The sequence below is a fragment of the Rhodanobacter lycopersici genome (genome assembly GCF_040812335.1).
GTDB lineage: Bacteria > Pseudomonadota > Gammaproteobacteria > Xanthomonadales > Rhodanobacteraceae > Rhodanobacter_A > Rhodanobacter_A lycopersici.
The window spans coordinates 405,036-421,373 of the sequence record NZ_JBFOHK010000002.1 but is presented as its reverse complement, the minus strand read 5'-3'; the positions used below and the strand labels follow the sequence as shown (position 1 = coordinate 421,373).

General features: G+C 66.8%; 12 protein-coding genes and 1 riboswitch. Of the genes, 6 read left to right on the top strand and 6 right to left on the bottom strand.

The features are described from left to right. Window positions 1–35: 35 nt before the first annotated feature. The 3 genes from ABQJ54_RS08755 to ubiK all read right to left on the bottom strand — a co-directional run bounded on the left by ABQJ54_RS08755 (window position 36) and on the right by ubiK (window position 3,803). Window positions 36–1,826 carry a cation:proton antiporter gene (locus ABQJ54_RS08755; protein ID WP_367853912.1) on the bottom strand — a complete coding sequence of 597 codons (1,791 nt, stop codon included), beginning with the start codon at window positions 1,824–1,826 and terminating at the stop codon, window positions 36–38. A 66-nt stretch (window positions 1,827–1,892) separates the two neighbouring features. Further along, window positions 1,893–3,392: a YifB family Mg chelatase-like AAA ATPase gene (locus ABQJ54_RS08750; RefSeq protein ID WP_367853911.1), complete on the bottom strand. Its 1,500-nt coding sequence runs from the start codon at window positions 3,390–3,392 to the stop codon at window positions 1,893–1,895. A gap of 153 nt (window positions 3,393–3,545) precedes the next feature. Then, window positions 3,546–3,803: a ubiquinone biosynthesis accessory factor UbiK gene (gene ubiK, locus ABQJ54_RS08745; RefSeq protein WP_367853910.1), complete on the bottom strand. Its 258-nt coding sequence runs from the start codon at window positions 3,801–3,803 to the stop codon at window positions 3,546–3,548. Window positions 3,804–3,984: 181 nt separating this feature from the next. Between ubiK and glnK the strand changes: the two genes are divergently transcribed. The 5 genes from glnK (at window position 3,985) to ABQJ54_RS08720 (ending at window position 11,433) form a co-directional block, all read left to right on the top strand. Then, the gene (gene glnK / locus ABQJ54_RS08740; RefSeq protein WP_367853909.1) at window positions 3,985–4,323 is read left to right on the top strand and encodes a P-II family nitrogen regulator; all 339 of its coding nucleotides are present in this window, start codon (window positions 3,985–3,987) and stop codon (window positions 4,321–4,323) included. 513 nt (window positions 4,324–4,836) lie between these two features. Then, window positions 4,837–5,050: riboswitch (cobalamin riboswitch) on the top strand. Window positions 5,051–5,309: 259 nt separating this feature from the next. Then, window positions 5,310–7,736, top strand: coding sequence for a ribonucleoside-diphosphate reductase subunit alpha (locus ABQJ54_RS08735; RefSeq protein ID WP_437343342.1), 2,427 nt, complete (start codon window positions 5,310–5,312; stop codon window positions 7,734–7,736). Window positions 7,737–7,965: 229 nt separating this feature from the next. Beyond that, window positions 7,966–8,991: a ribonucleotide-diphosphate reductase subunit beta gene (locus ABQJ54_RS08730; protein WP_367853907.1), complete on the top strand. Its 1,026-nt coding sequence runs from the start codon at window positions 7,966–7,968 to the stop codon at window positions 8,989–8,991. 137 nt (window positions 8,992–9,128) lie between these two features. After that, a complete protein-coding gene (locus ABQJ54_RS08725; RefSeq protein ID WP_367853906.1) occupies window positions 9,129–9,515 on the top strand; it encodes a BlaI/MecI/CopY family transcriptional regulator in 387 nt (128 codons plus the stop codon). Between the two features lies 1 nt (window position 9,516). After that, complete coding sequence (locus tag ABQJ54_RS08720; RefSeq protein WP_367853905.1) at window positions 9,517–11,433, top strand: M56 family metallopeptidase; 1,917 nt, start codon at window positions 9,517–9,519, stop codon at window positions 11,431–11,433. A gap of 182 nt (window positions 11,434–11,615) precedes the next feature. Here the strand turns inward: ABQJ54_RS08720 and ABQJ54_RS08715 are convergent, their stop codons facing one another. Together ABQJ54_RS08715 and ABQJ54_RS08710 are read right to left on the bottom strand one after the other, a co-directional pair. After that, window positions 11,616–13,958, bottom strand: a complete 2,343-nt coding sequence (locus ABQJ54_RS08715; protein WP_367853904.1) for a S9 family peptidase — start codon at window positions 13,956–13,958, stop codon at window positions 11,616–11,618. A gap of 157 nt (window positions 13,959–14,115) precedes the next feature. Further along, the gene (locus tag ABQJ54_RS08710; protein ID WP_367853903.1) at window positions 14,116–15,069 is read right to left on the bottom strand and encodes a FecR family protein; all 954 of its coding nucleotides are present in this window, start codon (window positions 15,067–15,069) and stop codon (window positions 14,116–14,118) included. 181 nt (window positions 15,070–15,250) lie between these two features. On the opposite strand from ABQJ54_RS08710, the gene ABQJ54_RS08705 reads away from it, so the two are divergent. Beyond that, on the top strand, window positions 15,251–15,649 hold the full coding sequence (locus ABQJ54_RS08705; RefSeq protein WP_367853902.1) for an acyl-CoA thioesterase: 399 nt from the start codon (window positions 15,251–15,253) through the stop codon (window positions 15,647–15,649). Between the two features lie 74 nt (window positions 15,650–15,723). On the opposite strand, the gene ABQJ54_RS08700 is transcribed toward ABQJ54_RS08705, so the two are convergent. Then, window positions 15,724–16,086, bottom strand: a complete 363-nt coding sequence (locus tag ABQJ54_RS08700) for a hypothetical protein (protein WP_367853901.1) — start codon at window positions 16,084–16,086, stop codon at window positions 15,724–15,726. Between the last annotated feature and the right edge of the window lie 252 nt (window positions 16,087–16,338).

Here is a 16,338-nt window from a genome sequence, read left to right as displayed (position 1 = left end):
CAGAAGCAGAAGGAGCATCGCGGCTGAAGCCGCTCCTACGCAGCGCTTTCCGGCGGCACCAGCACGATCACCATCCAGCCCGGCCTGGGCTCCAGCTCACGCTTGGCGGAAGCCACCCGCAGCGTGCCGCGCTCCTCCACGCCGAACAACAGCACGCTGTTCGAGCCGTACTGCCCGATGAAGTGCGACCAGTCGAAGGTGCTGCTGAGCCGGGTGGACTTGATGCGCCAGCCGCGCGCCAGCAGTTCGGCAAAGCGCGCATGGGTCATCGTATCGTCGAACAACGGCGGCGCCAGCAGCTTGTCGGCCAGCGCGACGCGCCCGGTGCTCTCTTCCGGTGCCAGCACGCGCAGGCGATAGACCTTCTCGCGGCCGAACTCCGGCCGGTAGTGCACGCAGGCCAGGGTGTTGCGCTCGCGGTGGGTGGACATCGCCAGCAGCCGGCCGATGCCGGCAAGATCGAGATGGCGTTCGGCATGCGGCGAGGCCGGATTGCCGAAGAACGTGTTCAGTCCCTCCATGCGCGCACGGCGGATGCCATCGTGGTCGTCGTCCGCCAGCACCACGCGGAAGCCCGCGTCGTGCAACGCCCGTCCCACGCCGCGCGCCACCGCGTCGGCGCCGAAGATCAGCACGCCGTGCGGTTCCGGCTCGGCCACCTTCAGCCACCAGGCCAGCGGCCGCGCGGTGGCGCTCTGCACCACCACGGTACCGATGATCAGGATGAACACCAGCGGCACCAGCACTTCGGCACCGGCCACGCCAAGCGCCTGCAGGCGCAACGCGAACAGCGCGGAAACCGAGGCGGCCACGATGCCGCGTGGTGCCACCCAGCCGATCAGCGCGCGCTCGCGCCAGTTCAGCGCACTGCCGAAACTCGCGATCACCACGGTGAGCGGCCGCACCGCGAACTGCGCGAACAGGAAGATCACCAGGCCTTCCCACAGCAGGTGTCCCGGCAGCGGCCACGGCAAACGCGCCGCCAGCAGGATGAACAGCAGCGACACCAGCAGGGTGGTGAGATGCTCCTTGAAGTCGAGGATGTCGTCGATGTGCACGCCGCGCATGTTGCCCAGTGCGATGCCCATGATCGTCACGGTGAGCAGGCCCGATTCGTGCGCGATCGCGTTGGAACCGGTGAACGCCAGCAGCACCGCGGCCAGCACGCCATAGTTCTGCAGGTACTCGGGAATCAGCTGGCGCCGCAGCAGGAAGCCCAGCAACAGTGCGGCCAGCGCACCGACCAGCGCGCCGCAACCCACCGTGGCGACAAACACACCGAGGGTATGGCCTTCCTGGTGCGAGACCACCGCCTCGTAGATCAATACCGCGAACAGCGCGCCCAGCGGATCGATCACGATGCCTTCCCAGCGCAAGGTGTTGGCGATGCGCGCGTTGGGCCGCAGCGTGCGCAGCATCGGCGCGATCACGGTGGGCCCGGTGACGCAGGTGAGCGCACCGAACAGCAGCGCGATCGGCCAGGCCGCGCCGGCCACCACGTGCGCCGCCGCGGCCAGCAGCAGCAGCGCGAGCAGAGCGCCGTAACTCACCAGGCCGCGTACCGCGCCGCCGATGCCGGGCAGCTCGTGGAAACGCAGCGTGAGACTGCCCTCGAACAGAATCACCGCCACCGCCAGCGACACCATCGGAAACAGCAGCGGCCCGAGCAGCTTGTCCGGATGCAGCAAGCCGCTCACCGGCCCGAGCAGCAAGCCGGCCAGCAGCAGGAACACGATCGCCGGCAGCTTCACCCGCCACGCCAGCCATTGGCACAGGTACCCGATCACCAGCATGCCGGTCAGCATCACGCCGGGTTCGATGCTCATTGCGATCCTTGTCCGTGCTCCGGGCGCTATCGGAACACGCACCGGTTCGACGCGTCCAGCCGGCCGTCAGAAGCGGCGGTACTGAAGCGCCTCTGCCAGGTGCTCGCGTTCGAGCAGTGCGGCGCCGCCGTCGAGGTCGGCGATCGTGCGCGCCACGCGCAACACGCGGTGGTAGGCGCGTGCGGACAGGCCCAGCCGTTCCAGCGCCTGTTCGTACCAGCGCCGCTCGGCCGAGCCCAGCGCACAGTCGCGCTCCAGCTCGCGATGGTTGATCTCCGCATTGGACCGGCCCGCGCGCATCAGGGCGTACCGCCGCGCCTGCAGCACGCGGGCACGCACCGTGGCGGAGTCCTCGTCGCGCGCGCCGCGTGCCGTATCCATCTCGTGCAGCGGCAAGGGCGGCACCTCGACCGCAAGGTCAATGCGATCCATGAGCGGCCCGGACACCTTCGCGCGGTAGCGCTGGATCTGCTCGGGCGTGCACCGGCATTGCCGCCGCGGATCGCCGGCGTAGCCGCAGGGGCAGGGATTCATCGCCGCCACCAGCTGGAACTGCGCGGGAAAGGTGGATTGCCGCGCCGCGCGCGAGACCACGATGTGGCCCGACTCCAGCGGTTCGCGCAGCACCTCCAGCACGTGGCGGCTGAATTCCGGCAGTTCGTCGAGGAACAGCACGCCGTTGTGGGCCAGCGAGATCTCGCCCGGCCGCGGCTGCGAACCGCCGCCCACCAGCGCCACCGCCGAAGCAGTGTGGTGCGGTGCGCGGAACGGCCTGCGCCGCCAGCGCGTGGGATCGGTGGGCTGGCCGGCCACCGACAACACCGCGCAAGTCTCCAGTGCCTCGGATTCGGAGAGCGGCGGCAAGATGCCTGGCAGGCGCTCGGCCAGCATGGTCTTGCCGGTGCCAGGCGGCCCCACCAGCAGCAGGTGATGCCCGCCCACGGCGGCGATCTCCAGCGCGCGCCGCGCCTGCAACTGGCCGCGCACGTCGCGCAGGTCCGGGCCGTCGTGGACGCCACCATCGTTGCCTATGCCCGCCGGCGCCGCCAGCTCCTGCGCACCGTGCAACCAGCCGCAGACCTCTGCCAGGGTGTCGGCCACGCGTACATCCACTTCCGACACCAGCGCGGCCTCGGCGGCGTTCGCGCGCGGCACCACCACGCGGCGGCCACGCGCCCGTGCACGCAGCAGCGCCGGCAACACGCCGGACACACTGCGCAGCGAGCCGCTGAGCGCCAGTTCGCCGAGGAATTCGCAGTCGTCCAGCTTCTCGCGCGGCACCTGCCCGCTGGCGGCGAGGATGCCCAGCGCGATCGGCAGATCGAAACGGCCGCCGTCCTTGGGCAGCTCGGCCGGCGCCAGATTCACGGTGACCTTGCGGCCGGGATATTCGAACGCGGTGTTCTGGATCGCCACCCGTACGCGGTCGCGCGCCTCGCGCACAGCGGCTTCGGGCAGACCCACGATGCTGGTGGCCGGCAGTCCGCCGGACAGATGCACCTCGACCATCACCTGGGGTGCGGCGATGCCTTCCTGGGCACGACTGAGGGTGACGGCGAGACTCATGCGGCCGCCCGTTGCCAGCTCGCATGGAGGCCGCTGTCACACACCCGCATCGAGCGACTCCATTCACGGCGGCAGGTCAGAAATAACCGCCCCCGACCGTTAGCTCGGGGTGAGGGTGACAATCGGGGGCGGCTCCCGGGAGGCTTGGTCGTGCTAGTCCCCGCGGGTGGAGGCTGCGGCCTCGAGTTCGGCCACGCGCCGCTCCAATTCCTCGACCTTGGCCCGGGTGCGCGCTAGCACCTGGCTCTGGACGTCGAATTCCTCGCGGGTGACCAGGTCGAGGCGGCGCAATCCCTGTGCCAGGACATCGTGGAAATTGGTTCGCAAATCCTGTTGCGCCTGTGCCACTCCGGGCGGAACCAACGATGCCAGGCGTCGTGCCAGCTGATCGATATCCAGCCTATCCATCATGGACGGCGCCTCGAACTTGTCGGGAGAAAGTGTCTATGAACAACTGGTGGATGCACCATCGGCGGACTCCGTGATTTGGTGTAGGAATTGTCCTACAGGCACCCATCCCGCGACAGCGGAAGGCCGTGAAGGCAAAATGGTCGTCCGCGTCCCATTCCGACGCCCCTGCCGAGGACATCCCATGAAGCTGGTCGTGGCGATCATCAAGCCGTTCAAGCTCGACGACGTGCGCGAGGCGCTGGCCGAGGTCGGCGTGCAGGGCATCACCGTGACCGAGGTGAAGGGTTTCGGCCGCCAGAAGGGCCACACCGAGCTGTACCGCGGTGCCGAGTATGTGGTCGACTTCCTGCCCAAGATCAAGCTGGAGGCGGCGGTCGCCGACGAGCAGCTGGAGCGCGTGCTGGAAGCGATCCAGAACTCCGCCCGCACCGGCAAGATCGGCGACGGCAAGATCTTCGTCAGTTCGCTGGAACAGGTGATCCGCATCCGCACCGGCGAACTGGACCAGGACGCGCTGTAACGCGCCCCGGCGCTTTCAGCCGCCGACTGCTCAGCGCTTCTCCTGCTCGCCAAGCTTCGGCAGTGGTACGCCGAAAGCAGGCTCGCTGAAGCCGTGCATGGCTTTGATGCGGCCGAGATCGCGGTGCTGCCATTAGGCCGCACCTGCAGTGCGACTATCCGGACCATTCCTGCGCGATGGCTTTGGGGCCACACGGCCCTACAGCGCCAACTGCCGGTATTGCCCGGCCGGTCCTTAGGTCCTTGCCATCAAAGAACCGATGGGTCTCCTCCTTAAGCTGGCGGCCTGGCAAATCCGCCGTGCCGAAACGAGGCAATCGTTGGTCCACGGCACCATCTGCCAGCATGGCTTGGATGGTGGCCATGCCACTGCTGGGCACCTCTTTCCAGCCGTCAGCCGCAACCCGGCTTGCATGCGTGCCTTGTCGACGTGCAAGCCAGGCGCGACACCGGCTGGGCGTACTTATCCACGGCTTATACACAATTTATTGGGTTGACCCATCCCAATCATCCCGATATGTTGTGTCTGTCGGTGCCCCGCCAGACGCGATCGTCGGCAGGGCTCAAAAGGGAATCCGGTGCGAATCCGGAACTGCCCCGCAGCGGTAAGCGGAAACGAACGCCTTGAGATCGCACTGGCTCGCAGCGGCCGGGAAGCGAAGGCAAGTAGGTGGGTCGCATGGCCCTTGTCCGCGAGTCCGAAGACCTGCCGACACGGCACGGCCGGAGCGCCATGCCGAGTGGTGACGGCTTCCGCGGGGAGGCGCGTCGGTTCATCGGGCCCTTGCCGTCCGATGGCGCGACCGTCCGCGAGCAACCGCCACTTCAGCCCTGCGCGCGGGAGCAGGCGGTTGATCACCACGGTCTGGAGTCACCGACATGCAGCCTCTCGATACCGCTACCCGCGAGCGTTCCGGCGCCCGCGCGGAGCCGTCCGCGTTTTCCGCCGGGGCCGACGAGGCCGCGGTCCCCACCAGCGAAACCCCGATGCCCGCCACACAAGAAAAACAACAAGCCGCCGCGACCGAACCCTTCGCACTCACCCCGCCGCACAACCCCGGCCAGATGCGCGTGACCAAGCGCAACGGCGGCCATGAGACGGTGGATGTCAACAAGATCGTGCGCGCGGTGACCCGCAGCGCCGAAGGCCTGCACGCAGTCGATCCGCTGCGCGTGGCGCTCAAGACCATCGGCGGCCTGTACGACGGCGCCACCACCCAGGAGCTGGACCAGCTCTCCATCCGCACCGCCGCCGCCCTCACTGCCGAGGAACCCGAATACGGCCAGTTGGCCGCGCGCCTGCTGGGCGCGTATATCGACAAGGAAGTGAGCGGCCAGGAAATCCAGAGCTTCTCGCAATCGATCGCGCGCGGCGCCGAACTCGGCATCCTCAACGACCGCCTGCGTGACTTCGTGGCCGCCAACGCGCGCAAGCTCAACGACGCGATCGATGCGCTGGCCACGCGCCGCTTCGAATATTTCGGCCTACGTACGGTGTACGACCGCTACCTGCTGCGCCATCCGCAGAAGCGCCTGGTGATCGAGACGCCGCAGCACTTCTTCATGCGCATCGCCTGCGCGCTGGGCGGCAGCGAGATCGGCGAGACGCTGGAGCTGTACCGCCTGCTGTCCTCGCTGGAATACATCGCCAGCTCGCCGACGCTGTTCAACGCCGGCACCGCGCACGAGCAGCTCAGCTCCTGCTTCCTGCTCGACTCGCCGGCCGACTCGCTGGAGTCGATCTACGAGAAGTACGGCGACGTGGCCAAGCTCAGCAAGTTCGCCGGCGGCATCGGCCTGGCCTACTCGCGCGTGCGTTCGCGCGGCTCGCTGATCAAGGGCACCAACGGCCACTCCAACGGCCTGGTGCCGTGGCTGAAGACGCTGGACGCCTCCGTGGCGGCGGTGAACCAGGGCGGCAAGCGCAAGGGCGCGGCCTGCGTGTACCTGGAGCCGTGGCACGGCGACATCGAGGAATTCCTCGAACTGCGCGACAACACCGGCGACGACGCCCGCCGCACGCACAACCTCAACCTGGCCAACTGGATCCCCGACGAATTCATGCGTCGCGTGGAAACCGACGGCGAGTGGTCGCTGTTCGATCCCAAGATCGTGCCGCACTTCGTCGACAGCTGGGGCGAGACCTTCGAGCAGGCCTATCGCGAAGCGGAAGCCGCCGGCCTTGCCACCAAGAAAGTGAAGGCACGCGAGCTGTATGCCCGCATGCTGCGCACGCTGGCGCAGACCGGCAACGGCTGGATGACCTTCAAGGACCGCAGCAACGCCACCAGCAACCAGACGGCGAAGGCGGAAAACGTCATCCACCTGTCGAACCTGTGCACCGAGATCCTGGAAGTCACCCATGCCGGCGAAACGGCGGTGTGCAACCTGGGTTCGGTGAACCTGTCCCGCCACGTGGTCGACGGTCGCTTCGATTTCGACAAGCTCGCCGCCACCGTGCGCACCGCGGTGCGCCAGCTGGATCGCGTGATCGACCTCAACTTCTACCCGATCGACACGGCCGCCACCGCCAACCGCAAGTGGCGTCCGGTCGGCCTGGGCGTGATGGGCCTGCAGGATGTGTTCTTCAAGCTGCGCCTGCCGTTCGATTCGGCCGAAGCGCTGGAACTGTCCACGCGCATCGCCGAGGAGATCTACTTCAACGCGCTGTCGCAGTCGAACGAACTGGCGATGGAGCACGGCCCGCACCCGGGCTTCGTCGAGAGCCGCGCCGCCAACGGCGAGCTGCAGTTCGACTACTGGACCAACGCCAGGCCGAACGACCAGGCACGCTGGGACGCGCTGCGCGAGTCGATCAAGGCCAAGGGCCTGCGCAACTCGCTGCTGATCGCGATTGCGCCGACCGCGACCATCGCCTCCATCGCCGGCTGCTACGAGTGCATCGAGCCGCAGGTGAGCAACCTGTTCAAGCGCGAGACGCTGTCCGGCGACTTCCTGGTGGTGAACCGCTATCTGGTGGAAGAGCTGAAGACACTGGGCCTGTGGACGGCCGAGATCCGCGATGCCATCAAGCTGGCGGAAGGCTCGATCCAAGGCATCGGCGCGATCCCGGAACGCCTGCGCACGATCTACCGCACGGTATGGGAGCTGCCGCAGAAGGCGCTGATCGACCTGGGCGCCGCGCGTGGTGCGTACATCGACCAGAGCCAGTCGCTGAACCTGTTCATGGAGAACCCGAACATCGGTCAGCTGAGCTCGATGTACATGTACGCGTGGAAGTCGGGCATCAAGACCACCTACTACCTGCGCTCGCGCCCCGCGACCAAGATTGCCAAGACCACGGTGTCGGCGCCGGCGATCGCGAAACCCGCACCCGCCAGCGACCAGGAACAAGCCACGGCGGCGGTGTTCTGCTCGCTGGAAAACCCGGAGTACTGCGAAGCCTGCCAGTAACACCGCTTGCTCCCCTCTCCCGTCGGGAGAGGGGTCCGGGGTGAGGGTTCGACTCCGCGCAAACGCCACGCGGGCCCGAACCCTCATCCGCCTCTCCGGGGCACCTGTATTCGCCACATCCCTGTGGCTCACCCTTCGGGCGGCTTCACCGCACAAATCGGCAATCCTGCCGATTTGTCTCCCAACAGAGAGAAGGATCGCTCGTCCAATGTCTCCTCAAGGAACAGCCATGTCCGCCCAACCCGAACGCCCCCAGCACATCCTCGACCCGGGTTTCGAACTCACGTTGCGCCCGATGCGCTACCCGGCGTTCTACGAGATGTACCGCAACGCCATCAAGAACACCTGGACGGTGGACGAAGTGGATTTCTCGCTGGACACCGCCGACCTCAACGCGAAGATGTCGGCGGCCGACCGCCACCTGATCCACCGTCTGATCGCATTCTTCGCCACCGGCGACACCATCGTGTCGAACAACCTGGTGCTGAACCTGTACCAGCACATCAACGCACCCGAGGCGCGCATGTACCTGTCGCGCCAGCTTTACGAGGAAGCGCTGCACGTGCAGTTCTACCTCACCCTGCTGGACACCTACATCCCCGATCCTGGCGAGCGCGCGAAGGCCTTCGCGGCGATCGAGAACATCCCCTCGATCCGCGCCAAGGGCGAGTTCTGCTTCAAGTGGATCGATTCCATCCAGGGCCTGCAGAAGCTGGAGACGCGCGAGCAGCGCCGGCAATTCCTGCTCAACCTGATCTGCTTCGCCGCCTGCATCGAAGGCCTGTTCTTCTTCGCTGCGTTCGCCTACGTGTACTACTTCCGCTCGCGTGGCCTGTTGCACGGCCTGGCCTCGGGTACCAACTGGGTGTTCCGCGACGAGAGCTGCCATATGGCGTTCGCCTTCGAGGTGGTGCGCACCGTGCGCGCGGAGGAACCCGACCTGTTCGACGAGCCGATGCGCGCGCAGGTGGAGGAAATGCTGGAAGACGCTATCGCCTGCGAGACGCAGTTCGCCGAGGACGTGCTCTCCGGCGGCGTGGTCGGTCTGTCGTCGAAGGAGATGCGCCAGTACCTGGAATACTGCGCCGACCAGCGCCTCGCCCAGCTCGACCTGCCGAAGAAGTACGGCGCGAAGAACCCGTTCGACTTCATGGACCTGCAGGACGTGCAGGAAGTCACCAATTTCTTCGAGCGCCGCGTTTCCGCCTACCAGGTCGGCGTGGAGGGCGAAGTAGCGTTCGACATGACCTTCTGAATCCGGCGTACTGGCATCGTGCATGCATGGGCGGTTTGCCGAAAGGCATACCGCCCATGTGCATTCCGGACCCTATTGACTACACGTGTCGTCAGGCGTAGCGTGCTGACACGTGTAGTCAAAACAGGTGTACCCGCATGCCCAGACCATCCATCGGCGACCAGGAACTCGCCCTGCTGCATTACCTGGCCGAGCACGAACCCGCCTCCGTGGGCGAAGTGGCCGCCGGCTTCGGCGAGACGCACGGCCTCGCCCGCTCCACCGTGCTGACGATGATGGAGCGCCTGCGCGCCAAGGGTTACCTCAAGCGCCGGCAGGCGCAGGGCGTGTACCGCTACAGCACCGCCACCGGCCCCGGTGAGGCGATGCGCAGCGCGGTGGGCCGGTTCGTGGAAAGCACCCTGAGTGGCTCGGTGTCACCATTCGTGGCGTGGATGGCGGAGCGTGGCGAAGTCAGCGACGACGAACTGGCCGAACTGCAGGCGCTGGTGAAACAACTCCAGGGCACGCGCAAGGAGAAGTGAGATGTCGACGCTCGATCATCTGGCCTCCATCTGGCTAGAACGCCTGGCCTGGACTTCATTGCAGGCCGCACTGCTGGTTGCGGTGGTAATGCTGCTCATCCGCACGCTTCCGCGCCTGCCTGCCGCCGCACGCTGCGCGCTGTGGTGGCTGGTGGGACTGCAGGCGCTGCTGGGGTTGTGCTGGCAAGCACCGATCCGGCTGCCGTTGCTGGCACCGTCGACGGCGGTCGAAGCACCGGCTGCCGCGTTGCCACGCAGCTCGCCGGCCGACGTAATCATCCATACCGCCAGCTTCGACCATGCAGGCAAGCACTCCGTGAGTGCACCAGCCGCGATTCCCGATGTCCATGGCAGCTGGATCTCCGCGTACTGGCGCGGGACTCTGTTTGCCGCATGGTTGCTCCTGCTGCTGGCGCAATTACCCGCGTTGATTCGCGACCATGCCCGCGCGCGTCGCCTGCACCGCGCCGCGCGCTCAACGACGGATGCCGAACTGCTGACGCGCTGCGCGCGACAGTCGCGCATGCTCGGCTTGCGCCGCGCGCCTGCCGTGCTTGCGTCGGCCGATATCACCTCGCCGCAAGTCAGCGGCGGCTTGCGTCCGGTGGTGCTGTGGCCGGCACACGACGAGTTGAATGCGGATGAAGCGCTACTGGCGCTGGCCCACGAACTCGCGCATCTGAAACGCGGCGACTTGCTGCTTGGCTGGATTCCCGCACTGGCCACGCGCCTGTTCTTCTTCCACCCGCTGCTGCGCTGGGCGATGCGCGAATACGCGCTCAACCGCGAAGCCGCCTGCGATGCGCTGGCCGTGGAGCAGCAACGCATCGCACCACAGGACTACGGCCGCCTGCTGCTGCGCCTCGGCGTAGCCCGCCCGCTGCATGCCGCGCTGGCCGGCGCATCCCCCACCTTCCACAACCTCAAGAGGCGACTGCTCATGCTGCAACAGACCTCTACGGCCATGCCGCGTGCCCGCGGCTGGCTGCTCGTCGCGCTGGTCGCGCTGATCGGCGTGCTGCCGTATCGCGTGGTGGCAACCGACCATGCCGCGTCTTCCGCCGCTCCCGTATCGGCCAGTTCCACCACGCTGCCACCACTGCCGCCGAAGCCGCCGGCACCACCCTCGCAGATGCCCGGCACCCTTCCGCCGCCGCCTCCGCCCCCACCGCCGCATGCCATACCACCGCCGCCGCCTGTTCCTCCACCTCCACCACCTGCACCCAACTTTGGCTTCAATGCCAACAGCGTGAACATCGACATCGACTCGGGAGCGAAGCAGGGTTACGCGTTGTTCGATGGCAGTAGTCTGACGGTACGCGGCATCCCTGCGGACGCCGATGCCATCAAGCGCCTCCCCAAGAACGGCGACCCGCTGTTCTGGATCCGTCGTGGCAACAAGGTCTATCTCGTCCGCGATCCCGCCACCATTGAGCAGGCAAAGCGGATCCTCGCGCCCGTATCCGGGCTGTCGCACCAGCAAATCGGCCTTGCCGCCCAGGAACGCGCTGCTGCCCGACAAAACGCGGGCATTGCCATGCGCACCGCCGAGCTCGCACGTACTCAGGTCGAGCTGGCAGGCAAGCAAACCGAACTGGCCGCGCAAGCTCGGATGGCCGCTGCGGCAGCGCGCTCTGGTCAAGATGGCGTGGATACTGCGCAACAACGCGCCATCGAAGCCAAGCAACATGCCATCGACGCACAGCAAGCCGAACTTGATCGACGCCTGGCTGCGTTGCAGGCACAACAGGATGGCCACCAACGCGTACTCGATCAGCAACAGGCCGCACTCGACAAACAACTTGCCGTCCAGAGTCGACAGTTGCGGGAAGCCGCCGACAAAGCGAATCGCGCAATGGATCAGCTGATCGACGAAGTGATTACCAAAGGCCTCACAAAGCCAGTCGACAACACCTGAAGGATGGCCTGATCGATCGGCTCCTTGCTCGTCGCTCCCGGGAGGAGCTTTCCTGAAGCGCCCCGCCAGGATGGCGGACAAAATCAGAGCTTCTCTGACGCATCCGTATCCAGCTGCCAAAACGACAAAAAGGCCGGAGCTCGCACCCCGGCCTTTTTGCTACATCACCCAAGCAACTGCGATCAGAACCACGGCCACTTCTTCAATTCGTACTCCTTCGGCGGCGTGTTGCCGGCGAGGTACTGCACGAAGTAGTCCCAGCGACGGCGCGTGGCATAGGGCGTTGCGGCAGCGTAGCCGTGGTGGACGTTGGGGATGATCAGCATGTCGAAGTCCTTGTTGGCCTTGATCAAGGCATCGGCCACCAGCATGGTCTCGCCCAGCGGCACGTTGTCGTCGATCGTGCCGTGCACCAGCATCAGGCGGCCCTTGAGGTTCTTCGCCATGTCCTGGTTGGCCTGGTTGTCGTAGCTGGTGGTGCCGTCCTTGTTCGTCACCAGCAGGCCTTGGTACTTCTCGCCCCAGTCGTTTTCGTAGTTGCGGTTGTCGTGGTTGCCGCTCTCGGCCCAGCCGACCTTGAAGAAGTCGGGGTAGCGGAACATCGCGTCGGCGGTGGTGTTGCCGCCGCCGGAATGGCCCCAGATGCCGACGCGGTTGATGTCGATCCATGCATAGCGCTGCGCCAGTTCCTGGATGCCCTTGACCTGGTCGGGCAGCGTGTTGTCGCCCATGTCACCGTACCAGGTGTGGTGGAAGCTGGCGCTGCGCCACGGCGTGCCCATGCCGTCGAGTGCGACCACGATGAAGCCCAGCTCGGCCAGCGCCTGGTTGTCGCCGCGCGAGGGCAGGAAGCTGCGCCCGCGCACCGAGCCGGTCTGCGGGCCCGGATAGACGTAGTCGATGACCGGATACTTCTTGTGCGGATCGAAGTTGGTGGGCTTGAACATGACACCGTACAGTTCCGTCTTGCCGTCGCGCGCCTTCACCGTGAACGGGATCGGCGGCACCCAGCCGGCGGCCTTCAGGCGGCTGATGTCAGCCTTCGCCACGGTGGCGATGACGTGGCCGTCATCGGCCGAACGCAGCACGGTGACCGGCGGCACGGTAGGCGTGGAGTAACTGTCCACGAAGGTCTTGCCGTCGGGCGACATGCTGATGGTGTGGTCGGCGTCCTCCGGCGTGAGCAGCACCGGCTTGCCGCCATCCAGGCCCACCTTCCAGAACTGCTTGTAGTACGGGTTCACGCCCGGCAGGCGGCCCGTACCGGTGAACCACAGTTCGTGCGACTTGCGGTCGAGGTGCATCACGTCGATGACGTTGCCGTCGCCGGTGGTGATGGGGCGCAGCTCCTTGCCGGTGTTGGTGTCGTACAGGTAGAGGTTCTGCCAGTCGTTGCGTTCGGACGGCCAGATGGCTTCGTGCGAATCCGGCAGGTAGCGCCAGTTGGCGTGCTCCATGCCGCTCTCGTAATAGGTCGCCACCTTCTCGTCGAAGGCGGTGCGCACGGCACCGGTGTCGGCGTTGGCAATGCGATACCACACCTGCTTGCGGTCGCGCGAGCTGTTGACCATGGCGAAAGTCTTGCTGTCTGGCGCCCACTTCAGGTCGTCCCAGTGACCGTCGCTGCTGCAGCTGATGTCGTCGCACAGGCTGGAGAGGCGCTGCTGCGGATCGATCTTCAGGCGCATCACCTTGTGGCTGGCCAGGTCGATCACCACCGGCTCGATCATGAACACCTTCTTGTCGCCAGGCAGCGGGTACTTCCAGGCGTCCAGCACCGGGTGGCCGACCTGGGTGCGCACGGTGTACATCTCGCCCACGCCGCGCTGGTCCTGCTGGTAGGTGGCGATCTTCTTCGAGTCGGGCGACCAGTTCAGCACGGCGCGGTCGGTGTGGATCCAGCCGGCGTTGTCGGTGGCGTAGCCGAAATCCTTCACGCCGTCGGTGGTGAGCTGGGTCTCCTTGCCGGTGGCGAGGTCGCGCACCCACAGGTTCCAGTCGCGGATGAAGGCTTCCTTGGTCTTGTCGGGCGAAAGGATGCCGGGCTCGTCGCCGGTCTTCGCCACCGCCTTGGCCATGCACTCGCCGGCGCCCTTGAGATCGCAGATGTAGTGTTTGCCCATCAGCGCGACGTCGTAGTCGCCGTTGGCCTGCACGCTGAAGCCGAAGCCGCGCGGCGGCAGCTTGTTCGCCTGCACCGGCCTGCCGGCAACCTTGCCCAGCGCGGCGGCCAGCTTGGCCTGGTCGAACGCCGGCGCGGCCTTGCCGGTGGCGGTGTCCATCTCCATCGCGTGGTCGCCGCTGGCGTCGTGGTCGACATACCAGAAGTGGGTGTCGTCCAGCCATTTCACCCGCTGCACGTCGTGGTCGACCAGCGGCATGGTGTTGTAGCTCATGAAGCGCTCTGCCTGCGCGTAATCCTGCGCGGTGAGCGTGCGCCCCTGCGCCATCGCGCCGCTGGCGCAGGTCAGCAGCCCTGCCGCCAGCGCGCCACACAGGCGTTTCTTGCCGATCGTCGAATGCATTGTCGTGTTCCCCTCGGGATGCGGGTGTTCTGGTGAAGCGACCTTCGCGCCGTGCGCGAGCGCCCGATGCTAGCGCGCCATGACCTTCGGCACCCCTGCCAAAGGTTGAGGCCATGCCGGATGCACCACGAGGTGGAACGGGAAGAAAGGGGCGGGCTCAGCGTGCCGCGGGCTGCAGCACGATCTCGTCCGGCGCCACCCGGACGGCCCGCAGCAGCCGGCTGCGCTGCAGCGCCTGCGCCAGCCCGGCCGGATCGCCCGCGTCGAAGACGCCGCTGACCGGCAGGTTGCGCAAGGCATCGTCGCCGATGACCAGCCGGGTATCCGAATAGCGGTTCATCGCCGCCACCAGTTCGGCGAGGTTGCGCCGGTAGAACACCAGCTCGCCCCGGGGCCAGCCACGCGCGGCAGCCAGGTCCGCCGGTTGCGTGCCGCCCAGGCGACCGTAGCCGTAGTCGACCTGCTGGCCGGGACGCAGCGTCACCTGCTCGTTGCTGGCCGGCAGGTTCACCGACACCGTGCCGGCGAGCGCGACCACGCGGACTTCGTGAGCCAGTCGGCTCACCTGGAAACGGCCGCCTGCCGCGCTGACGACGCCGTCGCCGGCGTGCACCGCGAACGGCTGCGACAACGCGGGCTTCAGGTCGAACTGCGCGCGGCCATGCTCCAGTCTCAGCTCGCGCCCTTGCCCGGCAGGCGTGCTGACCGCGGTATCCGTATCCAGCAAGGCCGTGCCACCACCGGGCAGCGGCAGCTTGCGCTGCTCGCCGGTGGCAGTGGCGTAGTGCTGCAGCGAGGCCTGATGGGCCACGGCGCGCCAGGTGCACACGGCTACCGGCAACACGCAGGCGGCGGCCAGCAGCAGCACCCAGCGCAGCGGGGCGCGACGGGCATTCGCTCCAGTTTGCTGCCGGGTCCCGCTGTCGACAGCGGGACGGGGCGCCACGGTATGACTGTATCCCAGCGAGGCATTCGCGCTCGTGGCGTGGCATGCCACGGCGGTGTCGTTGGATGGCGGGCTGCGCCGGTCCGGCGCGCGCTCGACACGTCGCCGCGCCGTCTCGCCCGGACGCATCAGGAACACGACGTTGTCGGCGTATATGCGAGCCATGACGATGACGCCCGACCTCCGCTGCCGTCCCCCGACGGCACGACTTGGGTACCAGTAGCCCATGCCTGCGACAATCTGTCATCTGGCGCCGCAACATCGGCGGCGCCATCCGCCCGTCATAGGCAGCGGTCAAGGCTTCTGCGGCAGAATGGCGGGCTTTCCACCCTCTCCGGACCCGCCCATGCCGAGCACCCTGCCCGAAGCCCGCCTGCTGGAAATGGTTTTCCCCGACCACACCAACCATCTCGGCACGCTGTTCGGCGGCCAGGCGCTGGCATGGATGGACAAGGCGGCCTTCATCGTGGCTTCGCGCCACGCGCGGCGCACCGTGGTCACCGCACGTTCGGAGGAAGTGAGTTTCCGCGTGCCGGTGCGCGAGGGCCAGCTGGTGGAGCTGGTGGCCCGCATCGTCGGCACCGGTCGCAGCTCGATGCAGGTGGAAGTCGAGATGACCGCCGAGGATCCGCTGAGCGGCGACCGGCGCGTCTGCACCACCGGCCGCTTCGTGATGATCGCGCTGGATTCCAACGGTACGCCCACCATGGTGCCTGCACTGCCTGCACTGCCTGCCGCAGGCTGATACCCGCCCTGCCGCAAGGAAGGGCCGCAGTGCGGCCCGGCGGGCGCCGGGCCGCACTGCGGGTGGTCACCGGATCAATGGATGTAACCGGACTCGGAGGTGTTGACCGTGATCCTGATGAGTTTCATCGAGCCCACGTTGCCCACGCCACCATCAGCAAAGGTCAGCACGCCCTCGCCCTTGTAATGGAACTCCGTGCGGGAGTTGTCGCCGCCGAAATGGAAAGGAATCCAGGCCTTGCCGGTCATGTAGGTCTTCTGGTCGGTGGGCGGACCGATCAGGTCCATGACCTCCTTGGAATACATGCCGACCTGGATCTTGGCGAACTTGCTGTCGGGCGCGGGCGTACCCACGACGGCCGCCTCGTCCTTCGGGGCACCGGCACCGAGTGCCAGGGGCGCATAGGCCGCGAGCAGCCCCAGGGACGACATGAACATGAGCGACTTGATCTTCACAGACGGTTTCCTCGTGAGGTGGGTGATCGCCGAGGCAGGATGGGCCGCCCGAAACCAGCCACCTCCGGTGGACACGGCTTCGGAAACGGCGACTGATCGAATGTGCCCCTGTGCCCTGGCGGGATTGCGCCCGGCGCTACTACGGGGCGGAATCGGTTGGGGATGCTAGGCAAGTTGCCCGACACGTCAAAGCGGGCAATTCCGGCCATTCGTGTAGGGTTCGCCTGACACCGC